This window comes from Candidatus Nitrosocosmicus agrestis (assembly GCF_008389435.1).
Lineage (GTDB): Archaea > Thermoproteota > Nitrososphaeria > Nitrososphaerales > Nitrososphaeraceae > Nitrosocosmicus > Nitrosocosmicus agrestis.
In genome coordinates this window covers 104,976-117,658 of sequence record NZ_VUYS01000001.1, presented here as the reverse complement: position 1 = coordinate 117,658, position 12,683 = coordinate 104,976, and the positions used below count along the sequence as shown (strand labels likewise).

Genomic DNA, 12,683 nt, shown 5'->3' with positions numbered 1-12,683 from the left:
TTAATATATCTTGAATTAGAAATAAATAATTTATGCGAACCTTTGTTGCTATAGATCTCCATAACACCGAAAAAATTGTTGACATTCAAAATAGGATTGTAAAAGAACATAATTTCAACGTAAAAGACATTAGGCCAATACACAAGGATAACTTACATCTTACATTAAAGTTTCTTGGAGAAGTTTCGGATGATCAAGTTAAAGAAATTATTACCACACTACAAAATCTGAGGTTTGTATCTTTTGAAGCAAGATTTATTGATATAGGTTGCTTTCCAAATTCTATTGAGCCGAGGATTATATGGTTAAAACTTGATGATCGGTGCATAAAGCAAATTGATAGCCTGTACCACGTTGTCACTAAATTACTTAATTCTGTCAAAGATATTAAAATAAAACAAAGTTCTGGTGCAGATGAAAAGTTCGAATTTACTCCTCATCTTACAATCTTTAGAGTTAAACATCGTCAACGGTTTGAAAAACCTCTGAACTTTGCACATGATAATATCTCTTACAGCACTGAAATTGACCGGATTAAGTTAAAAAAAAGTATTCTTACATCCGGAGGCCCTATATATTCCGATTTGATTACTATTGAAGCGACTTCAAGAACATGAATAATTTATCTGTCCAATCAATATTAGAGGAAATTTCCAAAAGATGTATTCCGACTCTAAGTGAAGTACATGAAATAACCGAATGTGCAACAAAAGTAAAACAAATGATAGAGTCTTTTGTTGGGGAACATAAACTCAAAGGAATGGTGAAAGAAATCGTTTATGGAGGATCCTTTGCTAAAGGAACATGGCTCAAAAATGAAACTGATATTGATATATTTATAAAATTCTATGATTCCATCGATTATGATCAATTTGAAAAATATGGGAAACAAATCGGTATGCTGGCTTTACAAGAATTCTCGCCGTATCTTAGGTATGCTGATCATCCTTATGTAGAAGCAATTGTGGAAGGCATCAAGGTAAATGTAGTTCCATGTTATGATGTACCTTTTGGAGAATGGAAGAGTGCAGCAGATCGTTCTCCATATCATACAAATTATATCGTTAACAAACTTGATCCTAAACAGAAAAACGAGGTAAGGATATTAAAAAAATTCATGAAATCTATTAAAATATATGGTGCAGAGATATCCACTGAAGGATTTAGTGGATATGTTTGCGAGGTACTGATTTTAAAATTTGGTTCATTTTTATCCACTATTCATTTTTTTTCTGAATGCTCGAGTGAGAAAATTATGATTGGGATAGACGAATCATTAACGCCTACAGGAGAACACTTTGACCGGTTTGATAGCTTTATTGTAATATTGGATCCAATTGATACAAATAGAAACTTAGGTAGCGCTATATCTATTCGTGCAGCTTCAACTCTTATACAAGGCTCAAGAAAATTCCTGTGCAATCCAAGCGATATATATTTTGTATCAGAAATTGAACACCCAATAGACCCTTGCTTTACGGATCAGTTATCTTCATTCATCTTGATAATCGAATTCCAGTACGCTGATAGGCCATCTGATGTTATTTGGGGACAACTAAAAAAACTTGTGAAATCGATCATCAAATTTTCAGAATCATGCGGATTTACTATTTTAAAATCTGCGTGCTCTGTAGTTCAGGAGGAAAAAAGTTGCATTATTGCGTTACTCTTAGAATCTACAGTAATCTCGCCATTATTTTTGAAGAAAGGACCCGAAATTTTTAGAGGCGCTGATCTGAAAAAGTTTCTAGAAGTTAATAACGCATCCCTATTGAAATGGCTGGATAATAGTTCTAAAACCAATTGTCTGCTTCTTAGAAAACACACGAATATTCAAGAGTACTTGAGATCTGTCCTTAACAGTAATCCTGGCTTAATAGGGATTCCGAAGGGGATAAAATCCGATTTTCTAAAATCTTATGCGATATTTACTTTGTCACAAATCGAGAATTTTGATACACATATAAAAAATGCGGTTTCTGAACTATTGTATACTGATGACAGAGTATTCTAACAAATTTGTTGTTACATCTTGCATCTTAGCCGATCTGTTCTGTTATCCAAAATATTGTCCTTATGATTATTTTGAAAAGTTAAACGAACTAAGATCATTAGGTATAAAATACGTAATATTGGAAGGCAATACTAAATTAAATAACGAATGCGTCTTGGGAAAAGGCAGCGAAGGATTAGTACTTAAAGTACAGGATCATTGTAATGAATTCAAGGCAGCAAAGATTAGAAGAACAGATTCAAGTAGAGTAGACGTCAAAAATGAGTTTAGTCTTTATCAATACGTAAACCTGTATGGCATTGGGCCCAAGGTCTTTCATTGTACGAGAAATATTTTATTAATGGAATGTCTTGATGGGTTACCTGCAAGAAATTGGTTCTTGTCTTTCAATTCTGATTTAAATAACTTGAGAAAAGTAATAGTAAATATACTAAACCAATGTTATACGTTGGATAAGATTGGTATAGATCATGGACAGCTAAATAAACTTGATAATCATGTAATAATTTCTTCTGATGGTTCAAGATGCACAATAGTAGATTTCGAGAGCGCAAGTAAGAATAGAAAAGTCAATAATGTAACCTCTGTTCTACAGGGGTTACTTTTTAGAGGTATAATATCAAAACAGATAAATGGCTTACTCAATTACGAAAAGAAAAAATGTATTTTTATGGATAGATTGACAACATACAAAAATGATAAATCAAGACAAAACTTTGATTCAATCATTTCATTGATCTGAGGTAATTGCTTAGTATTAAGAATCTTAGAAAAACATTAATCTTCATTTACATCACTCTAGTTATGACACTTCCCAAAGGATATGTACTACCAAATAAGGATGCAGAGGCTAAGGCCAAACAGGATGCAGAGGCTAAGGCCAAACAGGATGCAGAGGCTAAGGCCAAACAGGATGCAGAGGCTAAGGCCAAACAGGATGCAGAGGCTAAGGCCAAACAGGATGCAGAGGCTAAGGCCAAACAGGATGCAGAGGCTAAGGCCAAACAGGATGCAGAGGCTAAGGCCAAACAGGATGCAGAGGCTAAGGCCAAACAGGATGCAGAGGCTAAGGCCAAACAGGATGCAGAGGCTAAGGCCAAACAGGATGCAGAGGCTAAGAAATCAACAATATCTGAATACTCTGTTCCAATCAACAAAGTGACAGAATCGGATCTCAAAAAGAGTGCTGAAGTTGAAGTTGATTATTATATGATATGGGAACAATTAAGGGATGCATATCTTCATACAATGAGAGAAGCTGCGTCATCATACTTCCGACTGCTCGAATTTTGGTCACAGTACAAGAGTCAGAAGCAGTAATACCTATTGATTGATGTATGAATATTTCCTATTTTTTGACTGTATACCTATGAATACAAATCAAGTTCCTTGGTTGAATTGATTACTTCCTGAACTTTTTTTGTTATGGTGTTTGTATCAGTATCTTTCTCAATCATTAAGAATAACATGTGGTCTTTCACCGGTATGGTTAATATTTTAAGTGAACTATATTCATAGCAAATAGATGTCAAGTTTCCAAATGAGTTTGAAAATCCCTTTCTAAGATCTGTTACATATGCAGATTCAGAAATAATTAATTCTGCATTTCTTCCCTTTAGATATTTATCTAAAGCATTATCTTTTTGATGGCTATAATTTAAGTGACCAGATTTTTCAATTATTCCGCTAAATAAAATGCCCTCGTTTAAATCAAGTATGCTTTTTGTGAATTGATCTGCCTTCATCTTTATACATTATTTCAATAAACGTATGGGCTTTATGAATTTTCGATTTAAATATCAAATTCCATAATTCCCCAACGAAATCATCATATAAGTCCAAAATGAAATACAACCATGGCTAACGATGCATCATCATCTTCTACTTCTGCAGATACAATTCCATATCCAACACTGACTATATTATATTTACCGTCAGAGGCAAAATTAGCTGTTGAAGAAATAAGTCAAAAGTATAATAACATGACTGTCGAAGATTGTAAGGGTTTTTTTCACGAAGGGAAAGAACGAGATTACAAGAAAATAACCATTTGGAGTCAGGGCATCGATAGTCTGTGGTTCAATGCAATTATTGCTCGCATTAAAGAACTTTCAAATTTGGAGTCTATTCCTATCGTTTCAGGTGGGATAATGTATTCCATATGATGTTCATCAAGTAGATAGTTTATGAATTCCAATAAAAATTGATGTTGTTGTAGGAACATCGATCGGGAAATCAAGAGGATTGTATAGATAGATATTGGTTAGCGTATGTGAGTAAAGTAAATTGGATAAATCATCTGGAATAATTGACTGATATATACACATGCTTCCTGTTTTGGAGAAATTAGCAATCTGATTCAGGTTTATGGGAAATATGTTGTTATCAGCAGATGTACCAACTATTTGCACTAACGGACTGGTTGAATTACAAGGAAGTTTTGCTAAAATATTACCGCTCTCAATCTTTAATGGCATCGAACTATATAGCGGTACATAATCTCCTGATGATATTGTCATCGGATAAGGTGTGACAATCATTGATTGCATATTTTGTAAATTCGTATTGCTAGTTGTATTTCCATTCTTATCATTATCAATATTGCTATTATTAGCATTACTACTACTACTACTTCTAATAGTGTTGCTGCTATCAGTTTGGTTCTGATTTAAACTCGTTGAATTAATCGTGGTTGATAATTCACTGGTATTGTTAGATGAATTGTTGGGTGGAAGCAGAAAACTTAATGAGTCTAACGTTCCTGCGCCATCACTTTGATTGTTTGATGTCTGGTTTAATGTGGGATACGAAATATTCTGCATATCTTCAACTACTGAATTGAGCAAGCCCGCTCCTTTCAATGAATCAATTAATGAAAGTGCTTCATCACTGGATGATTTCGCTGCATCATAATTATCTGAAGGTTGTTCTAACTGAGCAAAGATGTTTTCAATAAGCATGGGAGCTAAGAATAAACTCAGTCCAAATATGAAAAAAAAGCCAAATTTTACAGGAATCAACACTGGATGATATAACTGAAAAATTTTTTTATTTAATTCTTTCTTTTAACGTATTTGCTGACGATAATACTTCCTCTATTTTTTTCAAATCTGTCAATGGTTGAGAACATACGAGTTCTTTGCATACCATTACAGAATCTTTCTCCAATTTTGATCTAATCAAAGTTTTGTCTTTGAAAAGACTATATTTTTCTAATTCACTTGCTCCTTTCCCATTTACCACTGCAAATAGCCCGTTTGGTATGAATTTTTTATTTAATTCTCTAGCAATGTTTGGATACGAATTTTTGTTAGAAAAAATAGTAATTTCTGTCATTTTTTTGACAAACAAATAACTTGACGATAATAACCAACCAAATCCAAAGGGGTTATCCAATGCGGCTGAAATGGAGTTCTTTATCATTTTCTCAGCTACAACAATGTAGTTTACTTTTCCAGTAATGTGATATAGACGGATCAAATTTGACACAAATAATGAATTTCCGCTGGGAATTGCTAGATCGTATAATATTTTGGTTCTAAGAAGAAGACTTTCGTGCATATCTGAAGTATAATAAAAATTACTTTCTTCTTTATCCCAAAAATGTTCGAGTACAAAATCTGAATAGGTCATGGCTAGGTCTATGTACCGTGTACTTGTTTTTACCTCGGACATATCTAGCAAAGCGTTGACATAAAAAGCATAGTCGTCTAAATAAGCCGGAATTTTGGCTTGGCCATTTTTGTAAATTCGGAAAAGATATTTGCTATTTGATTTAAGTTTATTTTCAATAAAATCAATTGCATTGGATGCAGCTTCAAGATAATTTTCTTTATCTGTTATTTTGAATCCTTTGATGAAAGCAGATATTGCCAATGCATTCCATGCTAAAATTGTTTTATCATCCTTCTGGGGCCTCACTCTATGCTCCCTTACTGAAAAAAGCTTCGCAGAATTCTGGTTAATTATTTCTTTTATTTCCTCTATTGTCAACCCATATCTTTTGGCTAAACTTTGAACTGAATTCTTTATGTTAAGAATGTTTTTACCTTCAAAATTGCCAGCTTCAGAAACATCAAAGTATTCACAAAAAACTTCTCGATGCAATGGTATTTTTATCTCTGAATTTATTTCCCTTTTTGACCATATGTAGAATTTTCCTTCTTCTCCCTCAGAATCTGCATCCTCTGCCGAAAGAAATACTGATTCATTATTTGTTAAATCTCTTAAAATATAGTTTAAAGTCTTTACTACTGTCTCTTTGAAAATTTCCTCTTTGGAAATTTGGTACATTTCACAGAATAGTAAGACTAGTAGTGCGTTATCGTATAACATCTTCTCGAAATGTGGTACCAGCCATTTTTGATCAGTTGAGTAACGTGAGAATCCCCCTCCTAAATGATCGTGAATTCCACCAAAAATTATTTTTTCACAGGTTAAGGTTACAAAGTCTTTGAACTTTTCAATTCCAGAAATATGATAATATCGTAATAAGAAAAGTAGATTAGAAACATTAGGAAATTTTGGTGACATTCCAAAACCTCCGTGTACAAAATCTGCCATTTGGAGTAAGCTGAGAGCGGCTTCATCCAAAACAGTCTTGTCTATTTCATTCTGTTTGTTAAGTGACACGTCAGTAGATGTTTTTACTAGTGCTTCAACAAACTCATTTGTGGTTTTGGAAATATCACTTTTTTTCTGCGAATATGCTTGGGAAATCTGATTTAAGATTTGTCCAAAACCTGGCATACCATACCTACTTTCTTTTGGAAAATATGTACCAACGTAAAATGGCTTTAAATCTGGAGTCAGAAATACGGAGAGAGGCCAACCTCCATTGCCATTCACTAGCTGGCATGCTCTTTGGTATATGTCATCAATATCTGGTCTTTCTTCTCTATCGACTTTGATATTAATGAATTTTTCATTCATAATGTTGGCTATCTCTTCATCTTCAAACGATTCATGTGCCATTACGTGACACCAGTGGCATGAACTATAACCAATACTCAGAAATATGGGTTTGTCCTCTTTCTTTGCTAGTTTGAGAGCATCATCATTCCACGCAAGCCATTTTACTGGATTATAAGCATGTTGCAATAGATATGGACTACTTTCTTTCAATAATGAGTTGGGTTTTCTTTCACTATTGTGACCATTCATAATAATATATACCAGATTGAATATGCTGTGTATTTATAGTACATTCTTTTGAGATTGAATTGGAGTTTTCTGATTTTGAAATGGGTTATATTTTATTATGTTTCCCAAAAAATGAACAAAAATACAAGTCCTGTATGTTGAATTCTTATTGAATGTGGGTTAAGGTGTATATCTAATTGATTTTCAAAGAAATGTCTTTGGTTTAAAAACTTATTTTGAAAAGATATGTGGATTTGGTTAACTTACTACTACAGTCCCTACCATTCCTGGGTGCAAAGTACAGAAATAGGGATATTCTCCGGCCGAGTCAAAAGTATGCTCAAATGTTTTTCCTTTGCTTGTTAATGCAGTGGCTCCTGTTAAACCTGAGTCAAATGCCTTGCCTGCATCAGCTTCGCCAACCTTACCGGATGTAACTGTATGAAATGCTGCATCATCATTTGTCCAAACAACCGTTTGTCCTACACTGATCTCAACAGGATTTGGATTGAATGCTGTGTCTGTTAATGTTGAAGCTCCTGAAACTATTGACACTTGTGTATTTCCTGAACCGGATGCGCTTGTTGCATTTGATGCGCTTGTTGCATTTGATGCGCTTGTTGCATTTGATGCGCTTGTTGCATTTGATGCGCTTGTTGCATTTGATGCGCTTGTTGCATTTGATGCGCTTGTTGCATTATCGCCCAAGAATTGACGCAATGAAGGAGGTGTTTGTAACTCGGTTGGATCGGTTATGATTGGTTGTTCTGGTAGATGATACTGAGCTCGTAGCGTTGATTGCTGCAAATTTAAAACGTCAGCGGAAAAAGAAGGGCCTATGTGACCAAATGAGGCCCACAATATATAAACGCCTAACAATGATAAGCCAATTACTATCAAAGAGTAACCTATAGTACCTATTTTCCTTTTTTTTCCCGGAAGTTTTGGAAGGTCATTCTCTTTTGACATAATTACAACAAAATAAAGAGATATTAAAAAGGTTACTGAATCTAAAGGTTACATTTTAATTCTAACTAATTAATATTAACTTATGACTCCTGAAGAAAAAATTGAATCCTTAAACTTTGTTATGCCAAATACAAAACCAAAAGCCCTTGGTTCATACATTCCATATGTTCGAGTTGGCAATCTGGTATTTATTTCAGGCCAAATTCCTATCAATCTTGAATCTACAGCTAATGAGCTTCAATTCAAGGGTAAGGTGGGAACACAGCTTTCTATCGAAGATGCTCAAAAAGCTTGCAAGGTTTGTTGTGTAAACGCTTTATCAATCCTAAAAAATTTGATTGGAGATTTGGAAAAAGTAAAAAGGATCGTTAAAATAACTGGCTATGTTAATTGTGATGAAAGTTTTACTGATCATCCAAAAGTACTGAATGGAGCGTCCGATTTTCTAAATGAAATCTTTGGGGAGATCGGGAGACACACCAGGGTAGCAGTTGGCGTAAATAGCTTACCACTGAATTCTCCTGTGGAAATTGATTTTATAATAGAAATATAAAAATAAAAAATTATGGGGTTTTTTTAAGATTGAGTTAATGTCCAAATAACTTGAAGCCTGTTACTCCAAGACCCTTTTCTAAAGTGCTGCCCAGCGGAATAATCTTTAAGAATTTGGCTTCAACGGAAGATGGGTAAATATACTTCTCTGGCATTTCTCCACTGAATCCTGTATTCGAAAAGACTATGGGGTCTGAATATATTGAACCATCGTCAGAACTTTGAACTGCAAAGAAATTAATATCGTTTTGTGAATTTTTCAATCCAAGCTGGAACCCACAAACATTCTTGGTATCTGGCAACTGGATGTTCAATTCGTCCACTATACCAAAAGATAGTCCCTTCATCAAAGGCTGGTTTATAATCTGATTAAAAACACCATTGGCGGGACTTCCCATTGCTGTTAATTTATCAATCGACAGTTCATTTCCACATAAATTCGACTTTGGAGTCAAACTTAGTAAGTTTATATCGTTATCAACTACATTAATTAGCTTTGAATAGGAAACATATTCTCCATCAGGGTATATCGCATGAACCTCTAAATTGTAAAGCCCTGGTGATGGTGTATTAGCACTATATTCTCCTGTTTCAGTCTTTGCCAATGCCCAAAGGGTACTATAATCTGTTTCATAATCTATTAGAAAAGCATCTACTTGCGATGGTTCTTTGTCAAAGTTAAAAGATAAGCTGTCACCTCTGTGTACTGCATAGATTAGGCTCTTATATTCGGCACTCTGTTCATCCTCGGGATGTCCCAACTTTGTCAAGATCTTATCCTTTACAGTTAAGATGGGGGTCATATCAGTAATTCCTCCATTATGATTAAAACTCACTTTTGGAATATCATTTGGTGCTGCTGATGCTGTTCCGGTTGTATTCGAAATAATGGCAGCATAACCCATAAGAAAAACTACAAGAGCGCTTAAGATTACAACGTTATTAATTCTAAGATATTGAAACAACTCTGATTTATATAACGGGTGTTGATATTTATGAAATATGTTGTAATTTGTAATAAAATTTTATATAATTTTATTTAATAAGTTTATCTTATGCTATAAATTATAGTAAAATTTGGGGAGTATAATTTCGATATAAATTATTAATTACCAAACTGCAATGACTAAGTACATTATGTTTTTTTAATAATAAAAACAAGCGTCTCATAAATATTAAATTCTCTTTATTTTTTGAAATGAGCATAGTTAATGCACTTTTAGTTATTGAAAATGTTTTGAGTTTACAAGGAAATAACCAATTTAATGGAGGTATGAAAGTAAATGAGAAAATATAATAACTTTTTGTATCTATTCTTGTCGTTAACTTTAATTCTTTCAACGCCTGGCTTATCAAACTTAGCTCTAAATGCGTATGCTAGTATTAGCCTAAGCGATATCATTGGAGGATACTTAGGCGGTGTTTCCAACCCTGGCAATGGTGGTAATTCATGGCCTTGGCCTTGGCCTAACCCTGACCCTGGCACAGATCCTAACCCTGGCACAGATCCTAACCCTGGCACAGATCCTAACCCTGGCACAGATCCTAACCCCGGTTCACAGCTTCCAGAGGGTTGCTCTGAAGATAAAGTGACTCGCATAGGTGCAAGTGGCCAAGATGGTAGTAACGTTCCTCAAAATGTGTTAGACAATAACTATAACACCAGATGGTCTGGTTTTGGAAAAGGATCTTATATACAGATAGAACTTGAGAAAAACGATCTACTATGCGCTGTAGATATTGCCTGGCACAGAGGTGATGTTAGAGTAAATGACTTCTCGATTTCTACTTCTCAGGATGGATCAAGCTTTACAACCCTATTTTCGGGCAAAAGCAGCGGTCAAACTAATTCTTATGAGCGATACTTAATCCAAGGCTCTGATGTCAAGGCAAAATACATAAGAGTTACAGTATTTGGTAATACTGAAAATGACTGGGCATCTATATCTGAGCTTAGAGCATATTCCAAACCATCTTCCACAGATCCTAACCCTGGCACAGATCCTAACCCTGGCACAGATCCTAACCCTGGCACAGATCCTAACCCCGGTTCACAGCTTCCAGAGGGTTGCTCTGAAGATAAAGTGACTCGCATAGGTGCAAGTGGCCAAGATGGTAGTAACGTTCCTCAAAATGTGTTAGACAATAACTATAACACCAGATGGTCTGGTTTTGGAAAAGGATCTTATATACAGATAGAACTTGAGAAAAACGATCTACTATGCGCTGTAGATATTGCCTGGCACAGAGGTGATGTTAGAGTAAATGACTTCTCGATTTCTACTTCTCAGGATGGATCAAGCTTTACAACCCTATTTTCGGGCAAAAGCAGCGGTCAAACTAATTCTTATGAGCGATACTTAATCCAAGGCTCTGATGTCAAGGCAAAATACATAAGAGTTACAGTATTTGGTAATACTGAAAATGACTGGGCATCTATATCTGAGCTTAGAGCATATTCCAAACCATCTTCCACAGATCCTAACCCTGGCACAGATCCTAACCCTGGCACAGATCCTAACCCTGGCACAGATCCAAATCCAAGCAATGCAACAGATGTTTTCGGAATAAAGAAGATTTATCCTGACAAACCAAATGGCGAGAAATGGTTCATGAATATGAACAATCCCTCTTCTGATAATAGATTTGATCCCAAAACAACACTTAAGAAGAATAGTGATGGATCATGGAAGGTTACTTCCGACAAAGTTCGAATGAATGTCTTTACTAGCACTGGTTATCATCAAGACGATATCAATACATATGATCAGAAACAAATGTCCAAAAATGGGTACATGGAGGCAGTGAATGACTGGAGGAATTTAGAGATAACAGGATATGTTAAAATAAATTCAGCTTCAGATTCTGACTTTGATTTAACTTGGTATGCACATGGTGGTCATCATAGTTCCGATGAACCTTGCGAAGGTACTGCTTACAAAGGAGGATTGTTCAAGGATGGTCGTTCAAGGTTTGCTAAAGAGCAATGGCATTCAGGAGGCTATTCATTTACTCCTGCACAAAAGAATGCTGGAAATCTGGAGGACAAATGGATTGGGTATAAAGCAATAATGTTTAATACTGTGGTAAATGGAAAACCTGCTGTAAAGTTAGAGAATTGGGTCGACGAAAATAATAATGGACAATGGAAGAAGGTATTCGGCTATACCGACAGTGGCGGCTTTGGTGATGAAGGTGATAGATGTGGAGGTAGCCCTGATGAGTTGATTTCATGGGGAGGTCCAATTGTAACTTTCCGATGGGACGGAACTTCTAACGTTGATATAAAGAACCTCAGCGTAAGAGAGATATCTGTGAAATAACCTGCAAAGTCCATTGGCTCCCCTTCTCTTCTATTTCTTTTTCCTATAATATTGTTCCTTATATATTAATTAACAAAAAAAAGATATAAAATTTGTGTCTTTCATACGCTATAGGTTAGTGAGATTAAGAAAGCTTACGTATAACAAGATCTTCATCATCACAAAATTCTTGTTATTCCTATATCTTAGGATAAAGATGTTTTTTGGTTTATATTGAAATAAGTTTTCTAAAATAATCTCAACATTCAATAAATAGTAGCCTATTTTATTACACATGGATTACCAAAAAATAATTGATGCTATTTTCGAACTGAATAAAGATATTCGATATGCGGGGTTAATTGATGAAACAGGCTCCTTGGTAGTTGGAGGTATGAGGCATGGCATCGATTCTATTGTTGATCAACCTAGTGAAGAGCTGTATCTTACACACACTGCCCTTAGAAAATCAATGCGAGAAAGATTCGACGATACAATGGGTAAAGCTCGATTCGTATATGTAGAACGTGAAAAACTGTCATTGTTAACTTTTTACTTGGATAAAAAAATGTTATTGATAACATTGGAGCCCAATATCGAGTCTCAAAATGTCATTGATTTAGCAGAGGATATATTAGATTTAGTAAGCGGGAATAAATCTTAGATTTATTATCCTTTCATACCTGCAAATCATCATCATTTTT

General features: G+C 34.9%; 13 protein-coding genes. 8 read left to right on the top strand and 5 right to left on the bottom strand.

Annotated features, from left to right (window positions below; all coding sequences use genetic code 11):
* Positions 1-32: 32 nt before the first annotated feature.
* From thpR to F1Z66_RS15735, 4 genes are read left to right on the top strand one after another with little or no spacing between them, the layout of a single operon-like run.
* Positions 33-617 (top strand): RNA 2',3'-cyclic phosphodiesterase, encoded by a 585-nt coding sequence (gene thpR, locus F1Z66_RS00560; protein WP_149861655.1) that lies wholly within the window; start codon positions 33-35, stop codon positions 615-617.
* The gene (gene cca / locus F1Z66_RS00555) at positions 614-2,014 is read left to right on the top strand and encodes a CCA tRNA nucleotidyltransferase (protein ID WP_149861654.1); all 1,401 of its coding nucleotides are present in this window, start codon (positions 614-616) and stop codon (positions 2,012-2,014) included. Before thpR ends, cca begins: the two co-directional genes overlap by 4 nt.
* The gene (locus F1Z66_RS00550) at positions 1,998-2,756 is read left to right on the top strand and encodes a hypothetical protein (protein WP_149861653.1); all 759 of its coding nucleotides are present in this window, start codon (positions 1,998-2,000) and stop codon (positions 2,754-2,756) included. The genes cca and F1Z66_RS00550 overlap by 17 nt, the downstream gene beginning before the upstream one ends.
* A gap of 5 nt (positions 2,757-2,761) precedes the next feature.
* Positions 2,762-3,334 carry a hypothetical protein gene (locus F1Z66_RS15735; protein ID WP_195907435.1) on the top strand — a complete coding sequence of 191 codons (573 nt, stop codon included), beginning with the start codon at positions 2,762-2,764 and terminating at the stop codon, positions 3,332-3,334.
* Between the two features lie 47 nt (positions 3,335-3,381).
* Here the strand turns inward: F1Z66_RS15735 and F1Z66_RS00540 are convergent, their stop codons facing one another.
* Positions 3,382-3,759: a hypothetical protein gene (locus tag F1Z66_RS00540; protein WP_149861652.1), complete on the bottom strand. Its 378-nt coding sequence runs from the start codon at positions 3,757-3,759 to the stop codon at positions 3,382-3,384.
* Positions 3,760-3,870: 111 nt separating this feature from the next.
* On the opposite strand from F1Z66_RS00540, the gene F1Z66_RS00535 reads away from it, so the two are divergent.
* Entirely contained in the window at positions 3,871-4,179 is a 309-nt protein-coding gene (locus tag F1Z66_RS00535) for a hypothetical protein (protein ID WP_149861651.1), read from the top strand.
* 6 nt (positions 4,180-4,185) lie between these two features.
* Here the strand turns inward: F1Z66_RS00535 and F1Z66_RS00530 are convergent, their stop codons facing one another.
* The 3 genes from F1Z66_RS00530 to F1Z66_RS15730 form a co-directional block, all read right to left on the bottom strand.
* A complete protein-coding gene (locus F1Z66_RS00530; RefSeq protein ID WP_149861650.1) occupies positions 4,186-4,974 on the bottom strand; it encodes a hypothetical protein in 789 nt (262 codons plus the stop codon).
* Positions 4,975-5,062: 88 nt separating this feature from the next.
* Positions 5,063-7,177, bottom strand: a complete 2,115-nt coding sequence (locus tag F1Z66_RS00525; RefSeq protein ID WP_149861649.1) for a thioredoxin domain-containing protein — start codon at positions 7,175-7,177, stop codon at positions 5,063-5,065.
* Positions 7,178-7,414: 237 nt separating this feature from the next.
* Positions 7,415-8,125, bottom strand: coding sequence for a plastocyanin/azurin family copper-binding protein (locus tag F1Z66_RS15730; RefSeq protein WP_195907434.1), 711 nt, complete (start codon positions 8,123-8,125; stop codon positions 7,415-7,417).
* 82 nt (positions 8,126-8,207) lie between these two features.
* Between F1Z66_RS15730 and F1Z66_RS00515 the strand changes: the two genes are divergently transcribed.
* Positions 8,208-8,678 (top strand): RidA family protein, encoded by a 471-nt coding sequence (locus tag F1Z66_RS00515; RefSeq protein WP_149861647.1) that lies wholly within the window; start codon positions 8,208-8,210, stop codon positions 8,676-8,678.
* Positions 8,679-8,712: 34 nt separating this feature from the next.
* Here F1Z66_RS00515 and F1Z66_RS00510 read toward each other — a convergent pair whose 3' ends face one another.
* Positions 8,713-9,582 (bottom strand): hypothetical protein, encoded by an 870-nt coding sequence (locus tag F1Z66_RS00510; RefSeq protein ID WP_149861646.1) that lies wholly within the window; start codon positions 9,580-9,582, stop codon positions 8,713-8,715.
* Between the two features lie 378 nt (positions 9,583-9,960).
* Here F1Z66_RS00510 and F1Z66_RS00505 point away from each other — a divergent pair, with 378 nt between their 5' ends.
* Positions 9,961-12,000 (top strand): discoidin domain-containing protein, encoded by a 2,040-nt coding sequence (locus tag F1Z66_RS00505; RefSeq protein ID WP_149861645.1) that lies wholly within the window; start codon positions 9,961-9,963, stop codon positions 11,998-12,000.
* A gap of 274 nt (positions 12,001-12,274) precedes the next feature.
* Positions 12,275-12,643 carry a DUF6659 family protein gene (locus tag F1Z66_RS00500; protein ID WP_149861644.1) on the top strand — a complete coding sequence of 123 codons (369 nt, stop codon included), beginning with the start codon at positions 12,275-12,277 and terminating at the stop codon, positions 12,641-12,643.
* Positions 12,644-12,683: the final 40 nt, after the last annotated feature.

Excerpts from the sequence above, each read along its gene's own strand:
- thpR (WP_149861655.1), top strand. The coding sequence starts at position 33 with ATGCGAACCTTTGTTGCTATAGATCTCCATAACACCGAAAAAATTGTT.
- F1Z66_RS00540 (WP_149861652.1), bottom strand. The coding sequence starts at position 3,759 with ATGAAGGCAGATCAATTCACAAAAAGCATACTTGATTTAAACGAGGGC.
- F1Z66_RS15730 (WP_195907434.1), bottom strand. The coding sequence starts at position 8,125 with ATGTCAAAAGAGAATGACCTTCCAAAACTTCCGGGAAAAAAAAGGAAA.
- F1Z66_RS00500 (WP_149861644.1), top strand. The coding sequence starts at position 12,275 with ATGGATTACCAAAAAATAATTGATGCTATTTTCGAACTGAATAAAGAT.
- cca (WP_149861654.1), top strand. The coding sequence starts at position 614 with ATGAATAATTTATCTGTCCAATCAATATTAGAGGAAATTTCCAAAAGA.
- F1Z66_RS00530 (WP_149861650.1), bottom strand. The coding sequence starts at position 4,974 with ATGCTTATTGAAAACATCTTTGCTCAGTTAGAACAACCTTCAGATAAT.
- F1Z66_RS00525 (WP_149861649.1), bottom strand. The coding sequence starts at position 7,177 with ATGAATGGTCACAATAGTGAAAGAAAACCCAACTCATTATTGAAAGAA.
- F1Z66_RS00535 (WP_149861651.1), top strand. The coding sequence starts at position 3,871 with ATGGCTAACGATGCATCATCATCTTCTACTTCTGCAGATACAATTCCA.
- F1Z66_RS00510 (WP_149861646.1), bottom strand. The coding sequence starts at position 9,582 with ATGGGTTATGCTGCCATTATTTCGAATACAACCGGAACAGCATCAGCA.
- F1Z66_RS00550 (WP_149861653.1), top strand. The coding sequence starts at position 1,998 with ATGACAGAGTATTCTAACAAATTTGTTGTTACATCTTGCATCTTAGCC.
- F1Z66_RS00505 (WP_149861645.1), top strand. The coding sequence starts at position 9,961 with ATGAGAAAATATAATAACTTTTTGTATCTATTCTTGTCGTTAACTTTA.
- F1Z66_RS00515 (WP_149861647.1), top strand. The coding sequence starts at position 8,208 with ATGACTCCTGAAGAAAAAATTGAATCCTTAAACTTTGTTATGCCAAAT.